The 18,302-nt window shown below is 73.6% G+C and carries 20 protein-coding genes and 1 tRNA gene; 11 read left to right on the top strand and 10 right to left on the bottom strand.

Annotation, left to right across the window (positions count from 1 at the left end):
* Positions 1-5: 5 nt before the first annotated feature.
* The 3 genes from ACSDG8_RS13855 to ACSDG8_RS13845 all read left to right on the top strand — a co-directional run bounded on the left by ACSDG8_RS13855 (position 6) and on the right by ACSDG8_RS13845 (position 2,482).
* Complete coding sequence (locus ACSDG8_RS13855; protein ID WP_210897966.1) at positions 6-872, top strand: PHP domain-containing protein; 867 nt, start codon at positions 6-8, stop codon at positions 870-872.
* Between the two features lie 31 nt (positions 873-903).
* On the top strand, positions 904-1,518 hold the full coding sequence (locus ACSDG8_RS13850; protein ID WP_210897964.1) for a MarC family protein: 615 nt from the start codon (positions 904-906) through the stop codon (positions 1,516-1,518).
* Positions 1,519-1,648: 130 nt separating this feature from the next.
* A complete protein-coding gene (locus tag ACSDG8_RS13845; protein ID WP_247679332.1) occupies positions 1,649-2,482 on the top strand; it encodes a RecB family exonuclease in 834 nt (277 codons plus the stop codon).
* Between the two features lie 10 nt (positions 2,483-2,492).
* Here the strand turns inward: ACSDG8_RS13845 and ACSDG8_RS13840 are convergent, their stop codons facing one another.
* Both ACSDG8_RS13840 and ACSDG8_RS13835 read right to left on the bottom strand, forming a co-directional pair.
* Positions 2,493-3,344: an oxygenase MpaB family protein gene (locus ACSDG8_RS13840; protein ID WP_439427942.1), complete on the bottom strand. Its 852-nt coding sequence runs from the start codon at positions 3,342-3,344 to the stop codon at positions 2,493-2,495.
* A 35-nt stretch (positions 3,345-3,379) separates the two neighbouring features.
* Positions 3,380-3,808 (bottom strand): Fur family transcriptional regulator, encoded by a 429-nt coding sequence (locus tag ACSDG8_RS13835; RefSeq protein ID WP_210897958.1) that lies wholly within the window; start codon positions 3,806-3,808, stop codon positions 3,380-3,382.
* A 160-nt stretch (positions 3,809-3,968) separates the two neighbouring features.
* Between ACSDG8_RS13835 and ACSDG8_RS13830 the strand changes: the two genes are divergently transcribed.
* Entirely contained in the window at positions 3,969-4,451 is a 483-nt protein-coding gene (locus ACSDG8_RS13830) for a DUF2231 domain-containing protein (protein WP_210897956.1), read from the top strand.
* A 130-nt stretch (positions 4,452-4,581) separates the two neighbouring features.
* Here ACSDG8_RS13830 and ACSDG8_RS13825 read toward each other — a convergent pair whose 3' ends face one another.
* Positions 4,582-5,046 carry a hypothetical protein gene (locus tag ACSDG8_RS13825; protein WP_210897953.1) on the bottom strand — a complete coding sequence of 155 codons (465 nt, stop codon included), beginning with the start codon at positions 5,044-5,046 and terminating at the stop codon, positions 4,582-4,584.
* Positions 5,047-5,567: 521 nt separating this feature from the next.
* Between ACSDG8_RS13825 and ACSDG8_RS13820 the strand changes: the two genes are divergently transcribed.
* On the top strand, positions 5,568-5,744 hold the full coding sequence (locus tag ACSDG8_RS13820) for a hypothetical protein (protein ID WP_370013414.1): 177 nt from the start codon (positions 5,568-5,570) through the stop codon (positions 5,742-5,744).
* A gap of 51 nt (positions 5,745-5,795) precedes the next feature.
* On the opposite strand, the gene ACSDG8_RS13815 is transcribed toward ACSDG8_RS13820, so the two are convergent.
* From ACSDG8_RS13815 to ACSDG8_RS13805, 3 genes are all read right to left on the bottom strand, one after another.
* Positions 5,796-6,275 (bottom strand): flagellar biosynthesis protein FlgA, encoded by a 480-nt coding sequence (locus ACSDG8_RS13815; protein ID WP_210897951.1) that lies wholly within the window; start codon positions 6,273-6,275, stop codon positions 5,796-5,798.
* A gap of 660 nt (positions 6,276-6,935) precedes the next feature.
* Positions 6,936-7,316, bottom strand: coding sequence for an FmdB family zinc ribbon protein (locus ACSDG8_RS13810; protein WP_439427941.1), 381 nt, complete (start codon positions 7,314-7,316; stop codon positions 6,936-6,938).
* Between the two features lie 65 nt (positions 7,317-7,381).
* Positions 7,382-8,026, bottom strand: coding sequence for a 5-formyltetrahydrofolate cyclo-ligase (locus ACSDG8_RS13805; protein WP_439427940.1), 645 nt, complete (start codon positions 8,024-8,026; stop codon positions 7,382-7,384).
* An 83-nt stretch (positions 8,027-8,109) separates the two neighbouring features.
* Between ACSDG8_RS13805 and ACSDG8_RS13800 the strand changes: the two genes are divergently transcribed.
* From ACSDG8_RS13800 to ACSDG8_RS13775, 6 genes are all read left to right on the top strand, one after another.
* The gene (locus ACSDG8_RS13800) at positions 8,110-10,299 is read left to right on the top strand and encodes a diguanylate cyclase (RefSeq protein WP_439427939.1); all 2,190 of its coding nucleotides are present in this window, start codon (positions 8,110-8,112) and stop codon (positions 10,297-10,299) included.
* A gap of 9 nt (positions 10,300-10,308) precedes the next feature.
* Positions 10,309-11,298 (top strand): UTP--glucose-1-phosphate uridylyltransferase, encoded by a 990-nt coding sequence (locus tag ACSDG8_RS13795; RefSeq protein ID WP_210897941.1) that lies wholly within the window; start codon positions 10,309-10,311, stop codon positions 11,296-11,298.
* Positions 11,295-12,608: a molybdopterin molybdotransferase MoeA gene (locus ACSDG8_RS13790; protein ID WP_210897939.1), complete on the top strand. Its 1,314-nt coding sequence runs from the start codon at positions 11,295-11,297 to the stop codon at positions 12,606-12,608. The genes ACSDG8_RS13795 and ACSDG8_RS13790 overlap by 4 nt, the downstream gene beginning before the upstream one ends.
* Before the next feature lie 52 nt (positions 12,609-12,660).
* Positions 12,661-13,302: a GNAT family N-acetyltransferase gene (locus tag ACSDG8_RS13785; protein ID WP_116503818.1), complete on the top strand. Its 642-nt coding sequence runs from the start codon at positions 12,661-12,663 to the stop codon at positions 13,300-13,302.
* A gap of 169 nt (positions 13,303-13,471) precedes the next feature.
* On the top strand, positions 13,472-14,254 hold the full coding sequence (sepX, locus tag ACSDG8_RS13780) for a divisome protein SepX/GlpR (RefSeq protein WP_184681852.1): 783 nt from the start codon (positions 13,472-13,474) through the stop codon (positions 14,252-14,254).
* Positions 14,255-14,550: 296 nt separating this feature from the next.
* Positions 14,551-14,624, top strand: a tRNA-Ala gene (locus tag ACSDG8_RS13775).
* A gap of 57 nt (positions 14,625-14,681) precedes the next feature.
* Here the strand turns inward: ACSDG8_RS13775 and ACSDG8_RS13770 are convergent.
* The 4 genes from ACSDG8_RS13770 to rox all read right to left on the bottom strand — a co-directional run bounded on the left by ACSDG8_RS13770 (position 14,682) and on the right by rox (position 18,248).
* A complete protein-coding gene (locus ACSDG8_RS13770) occupies positions 14,682-15,377 on the bottom strand; it encodes a proteasome protein (RefSeq protein ID WP_210897937.1) in 696 nt (231 codons plus the stop codon).
* Positions 15,378-15,484: 107 nt separating this feature from the next.
* Positions 15,485-16,267 carry a methyltransferase domain-containing protein gene (locus ACSDG8_RS13765; RefSeq protein WP_210897935.1) on the bottom strand — a complete coding sequence of 261 codons (783 nt, stop codon included), beginning with the start codon at positions 16,265-16,267 and terminating at the stop codon, positions 15,485-15,487.
* Positions 16,268-16,317: 50 nt separating this feature from the next.
* Positions 16,318-16,713 (bottom strand): hypothetical protein, encoded by a 396-nt coding sequence (locus tag ACSDG8_RS13760; protein ID WP_247679293.1) that lies wholly within the window; start codon positions 16,711-16,713, stop codon positions 16,318-16,320.
* A 62-nt stretch (positions 16,714-16,775) separates the two neighbouring features.
* Entirely contained in the window at positions 16,776-18,248 is a 1,473-nt protein-coding gene (gene rox, locus ACSDG8_RS13755) for a rifampin monooxygenase (protein ID WP_439427938.1), read from the bottom strand.
* Between the last annotated feature and the right edge of the window lie 54 nt (positions 18,249-18,302).

Below are 18,302 nucleotides of genomic sequence, written 5' to 3'. Positions count from 1 at the left end.
GGCGGGTGAGCGTTCCGGCCCGCATCGACCTGCACACCCACTCCACCGCCAGCGACGGCACCCTGACCCCGGCCGAGCTGGTCCGGGCTGCCGCCGACGCCGGGCTCGACGTGGTGGCGCTCACCGACCACGACACCACCGCCGGCTGGGCGCCGGCCGTCGCCGCGCTGCCGCCCGGCCTCACCCTGATCCGCGGCGCGGAGATCTCCTGCCGCTGGTTCGGCGTCGAGCCGGCGATCCCGCTGCATCTGCTCGCGTACCTCTTCGACCCGGACGAGCCGGAGCTGGCCGCGGAGCTGGCCCGGGTCCGGCAGGCCCGCGAGGAACGCGGCGAGCGCATAGTGCGGCTGCTCCAGGCCGACGGCATCCAGGTGAGCTGGACGGAGATCCTGACCGGCGCGGGCGGCGGCACCGTGGGCCGCCCGCACATCGCGCAGGCGCTGATCCGGGCCGGTCTGGTCGCCACCACGAGCGAGGCGTTCGGGCCGGACTGGCTCGGCGAACGGTACCGGCTGCCCAAGGACGACATCGAGGTGTTCCGCGCGGTGGCGCTGGTGCGGGCGGCCGGCGGCGTGCCCGTCTTCGCCCACCCGAAAGCCAGCCGGCGTGGCCGGATCGTGCCGGACGAGCTGGTCGCGGACCTGGCGGCGGCCGGCCTGGCCGGCCTGGAGGCCGACCACGAGGACCACGACACGGCCGAGCGGGAGCACGTCCGCGGGCTCGCCGCCGAGCTGGGGCTGCTGGTCACCGGCTCGTCCGACTTCCACGGCACGCACAAGACCGTCCGGCTCGGCGCGCACACCACCGGACCCGAGGCGTACGAGCGGATCGTCGCGCTGGCCCGCGGGGTGACCCCTGTCGCTTCGAGCTGAAGCGCTACCGCGGCACGGCTACCGTGTCCGCGTGGATCTCAAGCTCTTCGGCGAGGTCTTCGTGACCCTGCTGGTGATCGTCGACCCGCCCGGAATGATGCCCATCTTCCTCGCGCTCACCGGGCCGTTGACGGCGCGCGACCGGAACCGGGCCGCCTGGCAGGCCGTCGCGCTGGCGCTCGGGGTCATCGTGATCTTCGCGGTGGCGGGGCAGACGATCCTGGCGTACCTGCACGTCGACCTGCCCGCCCTCCAGGCGGCGGGCGGCCTGCTGCTGATCCTCGTCGCGCTGGAGCTGCTGACCGGCAAGGCGGACGACCCGAGCAACCAGGTCACCTCGAACATCGCGCTGGTGCCGCTCGGCACCCCGCTGCTGGCCGGGCCGGGCGCCATCGTGGCCACCATGCTCTTCGTCCAGCAGGCCGGCGGTCCCGTCGACTACCTGGCCATCGGGCTCGCCATCGTCGCGGTGATGATCACCGTCTGGGTGGTGCTGCGCTTCTCCGGCGGGATCGTCAAGGTGCTGCGCCCCGGCGGCATCGAGGTGCTGACCCGCATCGCCGGCCTGCTGCTCGCCGCCATCGCCGTGCAGCTCATCGCCGACGCGATCGCCGCGTTCGTGACCCAGTACCTCAACAACGCCTGAGCGGGTCCGTCCGGTGTCGTACCCGGATGGCAGGATTCAGGGTGTGCGACGACCGTCAGCGGCCGGCTCCACCGGCTCCCGGGCCCCCCGACCCCGCGCCGAGCAACCCGAGCAGCTCGGCTTCGAGGGCATGCCGGAACGCCTGTTCGTCTGCACCCCCAGCAAAATCGGCACGTTCGTCGACTGCCCGCGCCGCTACCGCTACGCCTACGTGGACCGGCCCGCGCCGCCCAAGGGCCCGCCGTGGGCGCACAACTCGCTCGGCGCGAGCGTCCACACCGCGCTGAAGAACTGGTACGCGCTGGCCCCCGACCGGCGCCGCCCCGAGGTGCTCGGCACGCTGCTCAAGGGCACCTGGGTCCGTGAGGGCTACCGCGACGACGAGCAGGAGCGCGACGCGTTCCGGCGGGCGCTGACCTGGCTGGAGAGCTACGTGGCGGGCCTCGACCCGGCCGACGAGCCGATCGGCGTGGAACGGGTCGTCGCCGTCAAGACCGCCGTGCTCGCGTTCAACGGCCGCACCGACCGGATCGACTCGCGCCCCGGCCCGGACGGGCGGCCCGAGCTGGTCATCGTCGACTACAAGACCGGCCGCACCGGCCTCGACACCGACGACGCGCGCGGCTCGCAGGCGCTCGCGCTCTACGCGTACGCGGCCGAGCGGGTGTTCCGCAAGCCGTGCCGCCGGGTCGAGCTGCACCACCTGCCCACCGGCACCGTCGCCGCGCACGAGCACACCCCGGAGTCCCTGCACCGACAGCTCACCCGTGCCGAGGACACCGCCCGCGACATCATGGCCGCCGAACGCGCGGTGGCCGACGGCGCCGACCCCGACGCGGCGTTCCCCACCGAACCGGGCCCGCGGTGCGGCTGGTGCGACTACCGGCGTACCTGCCCCACCGGCGCGCAGACCCCCGGCAAGGAGCCCTGGTCCGCAGTCGAGCGGTTCGCCGACCCGCAGTGAGCGCGCGCCGTCAGGCCGCGGCCAGGCGGGCTGCGCGTTCCTTGGCAGCCTGCTGCAACGGACCCTCCCGGTAGCGCCGGGGCACCGCCGCCAGCGCCAGCCGCAGCGCCCGCGCGCTCAGGTCCGCCGACAGCGCGGTGGTCGGCAGGCCCAGCCCGCCGTAGAGCCGCAACGCCCACGGCGGCAGCATCCCCAGCGCGGTGGCGGCGATCCCCAGGTACGCCCAGCGCGGCGGCCCCAGGTTCAGGCCGACCCGCGCCGGCAGGTTGAGCTTCCACGGGATCGGCGGCGCGGTCAGGAACAGCGCGGTCTCGGCCGCCTCCCGGGTCATCCGCAACTGCGGGCGTACGTCCCGGTAGTAGTCCGCCACCTCGGCGGCGGTACCCGGCACGTCGTCCGGGTCCAGCCCCACCAGGGCCGCCGACCGGCGCTGCTCGGTGTAGTAGCCGTCCACCTCGTCGTCGGTGAGCGCCAGACCGGCCCGCCGGGCAGTGCTCACGAACGACTCGACCTCGGTGACGTGCACCCAGCGCAGCAGCTCCGGCTCGTCGACGCGGAACTCCTCGCCGGTGAACGGGTCGGTGGCGCGCATCCGGGCGTGCCGCGCACGCACCCGTCGCCCCGCCGCCTCCGCCTCGGCGGTGGTGCCGTAGATCGTCGTCCCCACGTACGTCGCCGTGCGGACCAGCCGGCCCCAGGCGTCCGAGCGGTAGTTGCTGTTCTGCGCGACGCCCGCCATCGCGCGCGGATGCAGCGCCTGCAGATAGAGCGAGCGCAGGCCGGCCACGATCAGGATCGGTTCCTCGTGCACCTTCCACGTGACCGAACCCGGACCGAACAGGCCGAGATCGTCAGTGTCCACCGATCAAGAGTGCCACGCCGGGCGCGGTGCTTCGCTCAGTCGTCGGCGGAGCGGCGCGACTGGCAGGCCGGGCAGAGACCCCAGAAGGTCACCTCGGCCTCGTCCAGCTCGAAGCCGTGCGACACGTTCGGGTCGAGGCAGGGCGCGCTGCCCACCGCGCAGTCCACGTCGGCGATCTCGCCGCAGCCCCGGCACACCACGTGGTGGTGGTTGTCGCCGACCCGGGCCTCGTACCGCGCGGGGCTGCCGGCCGGCTCGATCCGGCGGGACAGCCCGGCCCGCGACAGCGCGCCCAGCACGTCGTAGACGGCCTGGGTGGACACGGAGTCGATCCGCTGGCGGACCCGGCGGGTGATCTCGTCGACCTCCAGGTGCCCACCGGCGGAGAGCACGTCCAGCACGGCGAGACGCGGTCGCGTGACCCGTAGGCCCCTCGACCGGAGCAGTTCCTCACCCGTGGACATGGATCCATGACAGCACGCAGGTGACAGGCCGACAAGCGAGCGTGCGCGCGGGTGTCCCGGGCCACAGGTGAACCGGAAGGGCCGCGCCTGCGTGTGTCGAGGTACACAGCCTCGCGACGTACGCTGAGCGCGCCTTACCACCCACTCGCCGGAGGTGTCGGTGTTCAGGGAATTCAACGGTCTACCGCTCCACGTGCTCGTCATCCACGCGGTGGTGGTGCTCGTGCCGCTGCTGGCGCTGTTCGCCATCGCGTACGGGGTGCTGCCCCGCTGGCGGCACCGGCTGGACTGGGCGGTCGCCGCGCTCGCCGTGATCACCCCGGCGGTCGCCTGGGTCGCCACCGAGTCCGGCGAGGAGCTGGAGGAGATCCTGCGCGCGAAGGGCTACCCGCCGGACCGGCTCCAGCAGATCAGTGAGCACGCCTCGTACGGGGACACGCTGCTCTGGTACGCGCTCGGCCTCGGCGCGGCGGCGCTGCTGCTGGTGCTGTCGACGAGCCGCTTCGTCGCGGGCCGGAACCTGCCCCGCTGGCTGCCGATCCTGTTCACCGTCGCGGTGGTGGTGCTGGCGGGCTTCGCGCTCGTGTACGTCTACCTGACCGGTGACAGCGGCGCCAAAATGGTCTGGGACGGCGTGGTCTGACCGTTGCGGCGCGGCATCTTCAGACAGGCGCCGCATGGTGTCGTCGGGCTGGTGCCGCACGGCATCGTCCGGCCGGCGTCGTACGGCATTGTCTGACCGGCATCGCACGGCACTGTCCGGCCGGCGTCGCTCAGAACAGCAGCCGGGAGCAGAGCAGACAGGTGAGCAGCACCAGCACCACGGCGACGACCGCCCCGACGCCGTAGGTGAGCCGCTGCGCGCGTTGCTCGGCCTGATCCATCGCGGCCATGTCCTGCGGCGGAAGCCGGCGGGGCGGTGCCGGCTGGACGTGCACCGGGGGTCGCCAGCCGGGCGGTGGAGGCGTGCTCGACGGCGGGCCGGCGTAGCCACCGGCAGCCGGGTCACCGGCGGACCGGCCCGGCCAGGGCCCGCCCGCCACCGTCCAGCCGCCGGCCGCCTCCGGCTTCGCCCACGGGCTCTCGGTGGCCGCCTCGCGCGACCACGGGCTGTTCGACCCGGAGGCGTCGGCGGTGGTGGGGACTCCCGCTCCGGCTGCGCCGGTTCCGGTCGGTTGGTTCCCGGCTTCGCCGGTTCCCGGCGCGTCCCACCCGGCGGGGTCGGGTGTGTGGCCCACGGGCTCGCGTTCTGCCGGGTGGCTCACGGGTTCGGGGTCGGCTGGGTGGCCCACGGGCTCGCGTTCTGCCGGAAGGCTCACGGGTTCGGGGTCGGCTGTGTGGCCGGCGGGTTCGGGGTCGGGTGTGTGGCCGACGGGTCCGGGGTCGGCTGTGTGGCTCACGGGTTCGAGGCCGGCGGGGTGGCCGACGGGTCCGTGGTCAGCTCGGTTGCCCACGGGCCCGTGGTCGGCCTGGCGGCCCAGGGGCCCGGGATCGGCGGGGTCGCCCACAGGCCCGGGGTCGGCCTGGCCGGAGCCCGTCCCGCCTGGGCGGGACACCCTGGCGTCGTTCTCCTCACCCGTGGCATGTTGCTCCGGGCGTCGCCAGGTCTCGTCGTCGGGGCTGCCACCGCTCGGCGTCGTCACGCCGTCCGACGCTACCAACGCCCCGGCCGGTCGGCCGCCCGACGCGGCGAGGCACTGGCCGTGGCGGGCGTCGCGGGATCGAGGTGGCCGCCGGTCCGGCGGTATCGTTGCTGCTCGTGACCGACCCCGGCATCCGGACACCGCGCGGCGACGACGACCGCGTGGTCGACCTCAGCGAAGACTTCGTGGTGCTGCCCGAACAGACCACCGACGACACCGACCGCGGCTGGGGCGAGCGCCCCGGCGGCAACGACGACTGGCTGCTCGCCGAGCGCCCGCCGCACTGGGACTGACCGCGCCGAGCTGGCTGATCACGCTGTCCAAGGGCTGATCGCGGGGTCGCCTCACCCGCGTACGACCACGGCGAAGCGGCTGCCCTCCGGCAACCCGATCGCTCGTCGCGCCTGCTCCGGCGGCAGCGCCAGGTAGAGCGCGGAGGACCCGTCGACCGCCCCGGTGGCGCCGACCACGTCGAGCACCAGCGCGCGCGGTGCCAGCAGCGTGGGATCGGTCGACCCGCCGGCCGGCACCACAAGTAGGTCGACCCGGGCACCTGGGCGCAGCACCGCGAGGGCAGCCGGCTCGGCCAGCCGGATCGGCACACCGACCGCACCCGCGGGCAACGCGCGCGCTCCGGCGGGCGGCGTACCGGTCGGGGCCGTCGAGGCGGCCGGGGGTGCGCCGGGCTGGCAGGACGGGGGTGTCTGGAGCACCGCCGCAGCCAGTCCCAGCAGCACCGCGACGAGTGTCACCCGCAGGAGCGTCCGGCGCTGCGGCAGCCCGCGCCAGCGGACCGGACGCAACGTAGCCTCGCCATCCGCCACCGCTGCCTCCCACCGTCGGCCAACCATCCGACCCGCAGGCTAGAACCGGGCCACGGTCGCCCGCCGACCCACCGCTCGCCCCTGTGGATAACCCGCCGCCCTGTGCACAACCGCTGCCCGGGCAGAGGCCCGCCTCACCCTTTCGGCGAGGTGGCCACATCCGGCACGGCCGGGGCCGCCAGATCGGGGAGGTGGCTGCTTCCGGGCGGGCTGATGCAGCCATTTCCCCGAGCTGGTGAGCGAGGCGGGCTGATGCAGCAACCTCGCCGAGGTGGCGAGCCAGGCACGCGGGGTTGGAGTGCTGCACCGCTGGGCGAGTTGGGGCTCGCTGATGCAGCACGAGCTGGCGATCAACGCGGGTTGGTGTAGCGGCCCCGCCGAGCTGGCGAGCAAACAAGGGCTGATGCAGAGAGGTGGCGGGCAACGCGGCTGATGCAACCATCTCGCCGAGGTGGTGAGCATTGCGGGCTGACGCAGGCCTCTCGTGCGAGTTGGCGAGCAACGCGGGGCTGCGGCCATCTCCGAGCCGAGGTGACGAGCACTGCGGCCTGATTCAGCAGCCTCGCCGAGGTCGAGAGCAACTGCTGCCGCGGACGGGCCGGCCACACGCAACGTGGCCGCCCCGGAAACGGGACGGCCACGTACAGCGCGAAGCGTTGGTCAGGAAGAACTGGACGCCGCAGGCGCCTTGCCCGCCGTCGACCCGGAACCCGAACCAGAGCCGGAACCGGACGACGACCCCGAAGAGGACGACGAGGACGAACCAGACGAGGACGAACCAGACGACGACGTCGAACCAGTCGACGAGGACGAATCGGACTTGGCCGGCTTGCTCGCGGCGCCGGCGCCGTTGTCGGATCCGGACGTACGGGAGTCCGTGCGGTAGAAGCCGGAGCCCTTGAACACGATGCCCACCGAGTTGAAGAGCTTTCGCAGCCGCCCCTCACACGCCGGGCACTCGGTCAGCGGGTCGTCCGAGAAGGACTGCACCGCCTCGAGCTGGTGGCCGCACGCGGTGCAGGCGTACTGGTACGTGGGCACGTTCTCCTCCGGATCTTGGCACGGCCTCTTGGCACTCGTGGACTTCGAGTGCCAATGGTGCGTCATCACCCCCGGGTTCGTCCAGCGGAAGCGCCCGGGCCCACACCCGGGACGGCCACCAGCCCGTCCGCCGGAGTGATCACACAGTGCACCGGGCGGTCGTGCGGCTGGGCGGGGACCGCCTCGACCAGCTCGCCGTCGTGCAGCAGAGCCACCGTCGGCACTGTGGCGGGCACCCGCGTGAGCGCCCGGTCGTACGAGCCGCCGCCGCGTCCCAGCCGGATGCCCCGGCGGTCCACGGCGACTGCCGGCACCACGACCAGGCCCGCTGCGGCCACTGCGGCACGGCCCCGGGGCGGCGTGGTCGGCTCGCGCATGCCCCGGCCGGCGGCGCGCAGCGACTCCCGCCCGGTGTAGGGGGCCCAGTCCAGGTCCAGGTCGTCGCAGAGCACCGGCAGCAGCAGCTCGGCGTCGGGCGGCAGCGCGGCCCGCAGCACGTCCGGCAGGTCGTCCCCGCCGGGCTCGGAGGCGACCGGCACGTACGCGCTCATCCTGGCCGGTCGCAGCCGGCGTACCAGGGTCACCAGCTCGGCCTGGACGGCGGCCGCAGCGACCGCGCGGTCGGGCGCGGACAGCGACCGGCGGGCGGCGAGTAGCGCGACGCGCATCTTCTGCTTCGCATCGTGCGCTTCATCCGAAAATTCCGGCACGCAACACTCCTGACGCAACGCTTGCCTAATGGTCGCTCTGTGTCAGCATCGCACCAAGGGGCGCGGAACTTCCGGGGGGAAGCTTGACGCTACGCGGGCGGTTGACGGCAGCCTTCCTCGCGGTGGTGCTCGGCCCCGTCCTGCTCGGCGCGCTCTTCGTCGGGGCCGCGTTGAGCGCCGTCGACCGCAGTCGCGCCACCGAGCGACTGGGCCTGGCCGCGGCCGGTGTGCGTACCTCGATCGACGCGCTCTGCCAACAACTGCGCGCGGCGGCCGACGCGGTCGCGCTCGTGGGCGACCCGGCCGCCCGGTCGCGTGCGGCCGACCAGGTGGTCGGCCGGGGCCTGGCCGCCGCCGTGCTGATCGCCGACGCCGCCGGCCGCACCACCTATGTCACGGCGGGCGGCCCGGCCGGGCGCTGGCAGGACTGCGCCGGCGCCCCCGCCACCCCGGTGGGCGCGCTCTCCGCCCAGGTGCGGCTGCGCGACCCGGCCGGCACGGACCTCGGCGCGGTCGCCGCCGCGCAACCAGTGGACCGGGCCTTCGTGGCGCGGCTCGCCGCCGTCACCGGCGTCGCGGTCACCCTCCTCGACGCCCCCGGGCAGATCACCCACACGACCGAAGACCAGGCGGTACGCGCAGCGGTGCTGGCCGCCGCCGGCAAGGCGCACGGGAACGGGGTGGCCGGGACGGGCGACGGCCGGTACGTGCGCCGGGTGGGCCCGATGCCCGGTCAACCGCTGCCGCTGGTGCTCTCGATTCCCGGTGAGCGCCCGCCCGGCCTGTACGGCGCGCTGATCGCGGCGGTGGCGCTGGCCGCCCTGCTTGCCGTGCTGACCGCGTGGCGGCTCGCCCGGGTGACGACCCGGCCGCTGGGCGAGCTGGCCGGGGCGGTGGACCGGGTGGCGCGCGGCGATCTGAGTGCCCGGGTGCCGGTGCGCAGCCGGGACGAGATCGGGCGGCTGGCCGGCGCGTTCAACCGGATGGCCCGGGAGACCGGTAGTTACGTGGCGGCGCTGACCAGCAGCCGGGACCAGCTGCGCAACCACCTGGCCGTGCTCGGCGACACGCTCGCCAGCACGCACGACCTGCAACGCATCCTCCGGGTGATCCTGGACAGCGCGATCGCCGCCACCGGCGCCCGGGCCGGCGCGGTGCTGCTCGTCGACGCCGAGGGGGTGCTCGTCGGCCGGTGCGTCGAAGGGCTGACCGGACGCTGGCCGACGAGCGATCCGGCCGACCCGGCGACGCTGCGGGTGCCGGTCGGCGCCGGGGTGCTCGGCGCGGTCGCCGCCACCGGTGAGCCGCTGCGCGGCCGGTGGACCCCACCCGAGACTCCGACCGGGGAGCCGTCCTGCGAGACGTACGTGGCGGTGCCGTTCGCCACGCCCGGCGGCGCCGAGTCGCGCGGCCCGGACCGTCCCGGCCATCCGCCCGCCGACGGCGACCCGCCCGGCTCGGCCTGCGCGGCGCTCGGCGTGCTGGTGCTCTACGACCGGCTCGGCGGTCCCGAGTTCCACGACGACGACGTGGTGACGCTGCGGACGTTCGCCGGGCACGCGGCGGTCGCGGTGGAGAACGTCCGGGTGCACGAGGAGGCGCAGCGGCTCTCCCTCACCGACCCGCTGACCGGGTTGTGGAACTACCGCTACCTGCGCGAGTCGATCCGCCGGGAGGTGGAGCGGGCGAACCGGTTCGGCCGGATGCTCAGTGTGCTCGCGCTCGACCTGGACCGGTTCAAGCGCGTCAACGACACCTGGGGGCACGCCGCCGGGGACGCCGTGCTCGTCGAGTTCGCCCGCCGGGTACGCGGCGTGATCCGCGAGGTGGACCTGGCGTTCCGGCAGGGCGGCGAGGAGTTCGTCGTGCTGCTGCCGGAGACCGACGCGCGGGGCGCCACGATCGTCGCCGAGCGGCTCGGCGCTGTCGTACGGGACCAGCCGGTGACTGTCGAGGGAAGCGCTGACGAACCGGTGCAGGTGCCGGTGACAGTCTCCATCGGCATCGCCGTCTACCCGGACCACGCCGCCGACGGCCAGCAGGTGCTCGACGCCGCCGACGACGCGTTGTACGCGGCGAAGGCCGCGGGACGCGACGGCTACCGGCTGGCCCCCGCGCCCGATCCGGTTCCCACCCAGGAGATCCCGGTCGTGGCCGGCACCGTCAGCCCGCCGGACGGGCTGCCCCGGGCGGGCGCCGCGGACGCGCCGGGCGCCGTCCAGGGCGGCGCGTCTTCCGGTCCTCACCCGCCGCGGCAGAGCCGTGGCCGATAGTCTCGCGACATGTCGGAGCACTCAGCGAACCCCTCAGCGACCCCCGGTCGCTCCCGCGCGGTCAAGGCCGTGATCCCGGCCGCCGGCCTGGCCACCCGGTTCCTGCCGGCCACCAAGGCGGTTCCCAAGGAACTGCTGCCGGTCGTCGACCGGCCGGTGCTGCAGTACATCGTCGAGGAGGCCGCGCAGGCCGGCATCGACGACATCCTGCTGATCACCGGTCGCGGCAAGACCTCGATGGTGGACCACTTCGACCGCCGGCCCGACCTGGAGGAACGGCTCGCCAAGAAGCCCGAGCTGCTGGCCGAGGTCAAGCGCACCGAGGAACTCGCAGCGATCTACACGGTCCGCCAGCCGGAGCAGCTCGGCCTCGGCCACGCCGTCGGGTACGCCGAGTCGCACGTCGGCGACGCGCCCTTCGCGGTGCTGCTCGGCGACGAGTTCGTCAAGCCCTCCGAGCCGCTGCTGCCGGCCATGCTGGAGCTCCAGGCCCGCACCGGCGGCGTGGTGCTCGCCTTCTTCGAGGTCGACCCGGCCGAGACCAGCCGCTACGGCATCGCGTCGGTCGAGCCCGCCGAGTCGGAATACTCCGACATCGCGGAGGTCGTCAAGGTCACCGGCATGGTGGAGAAGCCCAGCCCGGAGGATGCGCCCAGCAACCTGGCGGTCCTCGGCCGGTACGTGCTCCCGGGGAAGATCTTCGACGCGATCCGGCGTACCGACCCGGGCAGCGGCGGCGAGATCCAGCTGACCGACGCGATGGAGCTGCTGCGTACCGAGGGGGTGCCGGTGCACGCGATCGTCTACCGGGGCACCCGCTACGACACCGGCATGCCGCTGGGCTACCTGCAGACCGTGGTGCAGATCGCGGCCGAACGGGAGGACCTGGGCGCCGAGTTCCGCAAGTGGCTGGCCGAGTTCGTCAACAACGGCGACGAGACGGTCACCGCGGCGATCCTCAACGGCGTGCGTGACGCGTCCGGCGGTGCCGATACATGACCGCGACGGCCGACGCCGAGGCGGCCGCGAACGAGTTGACGCCGCTCGCCGACTACCTGGGCAGTGTGCTGCGCAGGTTACGCGCGCTGCCTCCACTCGACCTCGACCTGACCCAGGCGTACGGCAACGTGCTCGCCGAGGACGTGGTCGCCCCGCACTCGTACCCCGCCTTCGACCAGGCGGCGGTGGACGGGTACGCCGCGCGCTGGGAGGACATCTCCGGTGGGAGTCGGGGGCCGGGCTACGTCCCGGCCCCCTCCGGTATGCCCGGTGGCCGCAGCATCCGGCTCAACGTCGTCGGTGACCTGGGCGCGGCGAGCTGGCGGCCGGTGCGGCTCACCCCCGGCTCGTGCTTCTCGGTCGCCGCGGGCGCGCCGCTGCCGATCGGCGCCGACGTGGTCGTCCCGGTGGAGTGGACCGACCAGGGCATGGCCGCCGTCGAGATCTTCCGCGCCCCCAAACGGGGGTACGGCCTGCGCCGCGCCGGGGAGGAACTGGTCGCCGGCACGGTGCTCGCCCGCGCCGGCGCGTACGTCTCACCGGCGCTTGTGGCGGTGTTCGCCGCCACCGGCATCGGGCACGTCGTGGTGCGCCCCAGTCCGCGCGTGGTCATCGTGGCCACCGGCGACGAACTGGTCGACGTGGGCCGGGGCAGCCAGCCCGGGCAGGTGGTGGACACCAACTCGCACGCGCTCACCGCGGCGGCGGCCGAGGCGGGCGGCCTTGCGTACCGGGTGGGGATCTGCGACGACGACCCGGAGGCGCTGCGCGGCCTGCTGGACGACCAGACGCTGCGGGCCGACCTGATCATCACCACCGGCGGCACCGGCACCGGCCCTGGTGACATGGTCCGCCGCATCCTGTCGCGCCGCGAGGGCGGCCGGGCCGGACCGGTCACCTTCACCGAGGTGGCCCTCTATCCGGGAACGGCTCTCGGGTTCGGTACGGTCGGTGCCGAGGAGGTGCCGGTGGTGTGTCTTCCCGGCGAGCCCGGCGCGGCGCTCATCGGCTTCGAGGTGCTGGCCCGCCCGGCGATCCAGCTGCTGGCCGGCGCCGAGCCGGTGTTCCGGCCGAGCGTCCGCGCGCACCTGCTGGAGACCGTGTCGTCGCCGGCCGGGCTGCGCGAGTTCCGGCCCGCGCACGTGGCCGAGCGGCGCGGCGGCGGGTACACCGTGCAGCCGCTCGCCGGTGGCCCGTACACGCTGTCCGGCCTGTCCGACGCGAACGGCCTGCTGGTGCTCGGCGAGCGGGTCACCACCGCCGCCGCCGGATCCACCGTGGATGTGTTGTTGCTGGACCGGCGTCGGTGAGCGCGAGGAGTGAGCTTGCGAGCCCCGCAGTCGCGAGCGAAAGGCAAGCTCGGTGAGGTTCTGGCGGGCTCCGGGGTGGCCGGCGGTGCTGGTGGACGGCCCGGTGGTGCTGCGGCCGTACCGGCGCTCGGACGCCGGCGCCTGGTCGGAGATCCGGCGCGCGAACCGCGAATGGCTGGCGCCGTGGGAGTCGCACGTGCCCGGCGGCTGGTACGAGACCAACTCGCCCGCGGCGTTCCGGCTGGTCCACGCCGACCAGCGCAAGTCCGCGCGCAGCGGTGAGGGCATGCCGTTCGCCGTGTGCCTGCGCGAGGACGGCCGGGAGCGGCTGGTCGGGCACGTCAACATCGGCAGCATCGTGCGGCGGGCGTTCTGTTCCGGGTACGTGGGCTACTGGGTGGACTCCCGGGTGGCCGGCCGGGGCGTGATCCCGACCGCCGTCGCGCTCGCCGTGGACCACGCCTTCGGACCCGGTGGCCTGCACCGGATCGAGGTGAACATCCGGCCGGAGAACATGCCGTCCCGCCGGGTCGTGGAGAAGCTCGGCTTCCGCGAGGAGGCCTATCACGTGCGCTACATGCACATCGACGGCGCGTGGCGCGACCACATCGGATACGCGATGACCGGCGAGGAAGTAGTTGCCGAGGGCGGCTTGCTGGCGCGGTGGCACCGCGTACGTGACACCCGCCGCTGACGTGCCCGCCCGGCGCGGCGCACTGTGAACTGGGTCGACGGCCCGTAACCTCAAGTAACTGCAAGCTGTGGCAAGCGCTGCCCGCCCGCACGAAGTGCGCCGTAAACGACGGTCGACGGAACAAGTTGCGGCGTGTGGCGCTCGCCAGTGAACTTTGGTGACGGGAGGGGTGAGGGTGCCCACGTCGGTGCTCCTCGCCGTCCTCGCCGCCGCCGGTCTGCTCGCCCTCGCTCCGGCGCTGGTCCGCCGGTACGACGCCACCGAGCGGCTGGTGGCGGAGCGGGCGCAGTCGACGGCGCGGGTGCTTCAGCGCCAGCGTCGACGGCGCACCGTGCCCGGGCGACGGCCGCTGCACCCGCCGCGCTCCCTCGTAGTCACCCTCAGTGAAGACTCCGATACGGGTAGTCTCGCCCGCCCGGTCTCCGCGCCACCCCTGCGCCGCCGCTCCGGTCGGCTCCGGCCCGTCTCCGCCGTCCCGGCCCAGTCCCGCCGACGGAACCCGCCCCGACGGCGGCACACCCCGGCGATCTACCGCCGGCGCCGGGTACTCGCCGCGCTGCTGCTGCTCAACCTGGTGGAACTGGGCGGCGTGGTACTCGTCGGACCCGGGTTCTGGATCAGCGTCTCGGTCACCGGCGCGCTGCTCGTGGCGTACGTCGTACACCTGCGGCAGCGTGCCCTCGCCGAGCGCCGGCGGCGGCGCGCGGACGCCCGCGAGGCGGCCTGGCTGGCCGCCCGCCAGGCCGAGGTGCGCCGCGAGCAGGCCCGGCGCGCGGCGGCCCGCCGGGAGGCGCAGCGCCGGCTGGCCGCCCAGCGCGAGGCGGTCCGGCGTACGGCGATGGGACTGGACCGTCCCGCGGACCTGCCGCCCGCGGCGAGCGGCGGCTCGGTGTCCTACCGGCGGGCCGGCGGCCTGCGCGGACGCCCCTACCAGTCCGGCCGAGGCGCCTGACGCTCCCGTTCCCTGCTCGGCGCGGGGCGCCTCCGCCTCGTCCGCGTGGTGATCTCCCGCGGGTGGAACGCCATGGGTGTCTCCGGCCCTCCATGACACCCATGGCGTTCCACTCGCGCGGCTCGCGTCGCCCGTGGCGAGCGATCTTGGAAGAATTGGGCCCCTCCGGGGGCCGTTTCCTTCCAAGATCTACGGGGGCGGTGGGGCGGTTCGCGTCGCGGGGGCGCGACCTGTTAGCCTTGTCGCCGGCCCACCCGGTGAAAGCTGGGTGGGACCGACGCCGGTTCGCCGGCGGAGGGGCTGTGGCGCAGACCGGTAGCGCACCTCGTTCGCATCGAGGGGGTCAGGGGTTCAAATCCCCTCAGCTCCACCCAGTTCAAAGGCCGTTTCCCGTGGTGGGAAACGGCCTTTTTCGAACGCGCCGGCGTCAGTCGAACAGCCGGTCAAGCGCTTCCTGTTCGAGGTCGCGCCAGCGCTCGGCGTCCTTCAGCGCCTTGGCGATCTCCTTCTCATTGAGGTGGTGGGCGCCCTCCTCGCGGATGCATGCGACGCTGAACGGCCGGCCGACCGACGGCGAGGTCCGCTCCAGCGCCTCCAGCACCCGCACCACACCCACCACGCCGTACTCGACGGTGCGCTCGGTCATCCGGAAGTGGGACAGCAGCGCGCCGGCCTGCTGGGCCATCGGCGCGCCGGAGCCGATGGCGTGGAAGCCCACATCCTCGTAGCGGCCGATGAGCCCGTTCGGGTTGATCTCCACGATCCATGGGCCGCCCTGGCTGTAGCCGGCCGCGAGCAGGTACGCCGACACCCCGCCGCCGGAGCCCTCGCCGGGTACGTCGGGGATGTAGTTCTCGTAGTGCTTCTTGAAGACGGGCAGGACGCGCTCCTGCAACTCGTCGCCGATGTCCGGCGCTTCGAGGATGGCGGTGGCCGAGTCCTGGAGGAGGGGGCGCAGGTCGTTCAGCACTCCCCGAGCGCCGCTGCCGCCCCAGGCGGCGCAGTCGCCCAGCGGGTGCAGCTTCTGCGCGGGGAAGCTCAGACCGCGGTCGCTCTCGGTGATCTGGGAGTCGGCGCCGATCACCACCCCGTCGCTGCAGACAACGGCGAGTACGACGGTCATGAGGTCCTCCTGGGCAGGGGTAAGGGGTAAGGCGCGAGGTACCCGGCATCCCGTCTGCCTACACCCCGAGGGGTGTCGGCCGGCTCACTGCAGGTTCCGCTTCCGGCTCATGTGACGGTGGCGGCGGTGAGGAAGAACGTGACCGCGTACGTGAACCGGCCCGCCTCGACCGCCTCGTCGAACTGGTCTTCGAACGCGCGAGCCTCGGCGGGGTCGAGCACGCCGCGCTGAGCCGCCGTACCGGCCCAACTGCGCAGACCGAGAACGTTGTCGGCGGCGTTCGGGTCCCGAACCAGCAGCGTCCGGGGCTCGACGGTGACCTCGGTCAGACCGAGCGTGGCGAGGATGCCGGCGTGCTGGTGAGCCAGGCTGCCGTTGCGGAGCAGGACGTCGGCCCGGAACCTCAGCACGCGCCGGGCCAGGTCCTGGTCGGCGATGTCGAGCACCTGCGTGTCGTAGTCGGGGTCGGCGAGAACGACGCGGCCGCCCGGGCGGACGACCCTGGCGAGTTCCCCGATCGCCGCGCGGGGATCGGCGAGGTGCTGCACGGTGCGGTCGGCCCAGGCGCCGTCGATCGAGTCGTCGAGGAACGGCAGCCGATGGGCATCGGCGACGGCGCACCGGGTCAGGCCACGGGCTCGCATGGCGACAGCCATGGTCAGGGAGCGATCCACCGTCAGCACGGCGGCGTCGTGTTCGTCCCTCAGGCGGACCGCGCTCGCCCCGGTGCCCGCACCGACGTCGAGGTAGCGCCGGCCGGGCGACGGGCGGAGCAGCTCGCGTACCCGGTGCTGGTATGCCTGGTAGAAGGGCTCGTCGGTCAGGCGGTCGAGCACGCCGACCCACGAGTTCGGGTCCGGCTGCTGGTCGACGTCGGTGAATCCGTGCACGATCTGGAGCCTATTGCGCTGCTGTCAATTGATCCGGCAGCGTCGACGCGTCAGCGGGCCCGCTTGTCCTCGACGTGGACGACGGTCAGCTCATGGCCGTCGCGGTTTCGCTTGTGGCGCCCGTACAGACCGACCGCCAGGTCGCTGTCGTCTGAGACCTCGTCGGGGCCGACGTAGGTCAGGACGTCGTTGTGATGGCCGTAGACCGCCCAGCCGGGGCCGGGATCGAGCGTGACGGTACCGAAGTCGGCGGACGGCGAGCCGACCTGGACGGGGCCGTACTCGCGCAGGATCTCGACCGCCTGTGCGGCGAGGTCGACGCCCGGCTCGGGGTCCGGTAGGACGACGCACGTGCCGTGCGCGAACACGACCCAGGACTTGCCGTCTCCCAGGATGATGCGACGCCAGGTGTCGGCCAGGTTGTCGTCAGACATGAAGCTGATCATTGCCGAGTCCGTGTGCCGTCGCTACCCGCGAACTGTCCAGCCGCCGACACGCCGGACGCGCGTCACCGGTTTTCGTCGTTCCCGACCGCGCGCGGGTGGCCGCTGCGGCGAGTCGCAGTGCTGCCGAACCACCTGGTCAACGCATCCTCCAGTGTCCGCTGACCGTCGCCCACCCAGGCCACGTGCCCATCCGGCCGCAGCAGCGCCGCGGGCACGTCCAGCTTGTCGCCGGTGCCGGTGACGAGCCCGACCCGGTCGGCCCAGCCGTCCACCGACAGCCTCCCGGTCCCGTCCAGCAACAACCCCCTGCCGGTACGCATCAGCTCGTACAGGCGTCCCTGCGGCAGCGGTACGTCGCGCAGCCGCCGCCCGAGCAGGGGATGACCCTCGCCGACGTCGTACCTGACGCTGATCGCCGTGATTTTCTCGATCAGGAAGCGGTTGACCTCGTCGAAGTCCATGAGTTGCGTCAGCACCTGCCGTACCGCCTGCGGCCCGGGCTCGTTCGTGGTCAGCAGCATCTGCGCGCGCGTGTTGGTCAGCACGTCGGCCGCCACCGGCCGCCGCTCGGACTCGTAGGTGTCCAGCAGATCACCCGGCGCCCATCCGTGCACCGCCGCCGCCAGCTTCCAGCCCAGGTTGAACGCGTCCTGGATGCCCAGGTTGAGCCCCTGCCCGCCCAGTGGCGGGTGGACGTGCGCGGCGTCGCCGGCCAGGAACACCCGCCCGACCCGGTAACGCTCGGCCAGGCGGGTCGCGTCGCCGAAGCGCGACAGCCAGCGCGGGGAGTTCACGCCGAAGTCGGTGCCGGCGTACGCGGTCAGTTGCCGTTTGAAGTCCTCCAGCGTCGGGGGCGCCGATGCGACGTCGGCTGCCGGTACGACCACCCGGAACACGCCGGGCGTGCCCGACGGCCCGAGCCCGAACCGCTTCTCGGTGCGGCGTACCTCGGTCATGATCGTGGTGATCTCGTCCGGGGAGGCGGTCACCTCCATCTCGCCCAGCAGCGTGTCGACAGTCGACGGCTCGCCGGGGAACCCGACGCCGAGCAGCTTCCGGATGGTGCTGCGCCCGCCGTCGCAGCCGACGACGAACCGCGCCCGCAGCGGCTCCGAACTCTCGTCGTCGAGGCGGACGGTCACGCCGTCGTCGTCCTGATCCAGCCCGGTGACCGCACGGCCGCGCCGGATCTCGGCCCCGACCACGGCCGCGTGCTCGGCGAGCAGCCGGTCGGTGAGCGTCTGCGGGATGCCGAGCACGTACGGGTGGGCGGTGTCCAGATCGGCGGGGGCGGGCTTGTCGATGCCGGCGAAGAACCCCCGGATCGGGTGCTTGCCGCCGTTGTCGAGGAACCGCTCCAGCAGCCCTCGCTGGTCCATCACCTCGATGCTGCGGACGTGCAGGCCGAGCGAGCGCACGTACGGCGGCGGCTCGGGGTCCCGCTCCAGCACGAGCACGCCGACGCCCTGGAGGCGTAACTCGCTCGCCAGCATCATGCCGGTCGGCCCGCCGCCGACCACGATCACGTCGAACACACTTTCCCCCGTGCCGAGTATCAGGCGACCGTCCCATCGGGCGGCACGAACCGA

Source organism: Micromonospora sp. LA-10 (genome assembly GCF_051853095.1).
In the GTDB taxonomy this organism is placed as follows: Bacteria; Actinomycetota; Actinomycetes; order Mycobacteriales; family Micromonosporaceae; genus Micromonospora; species Micromonospora echinospora_A.
The sequence above is the reverse complement of the archived record's forward strand: the minus strand, read 5'-3'. Positions and strand labels throughout refer to the sequence as shown.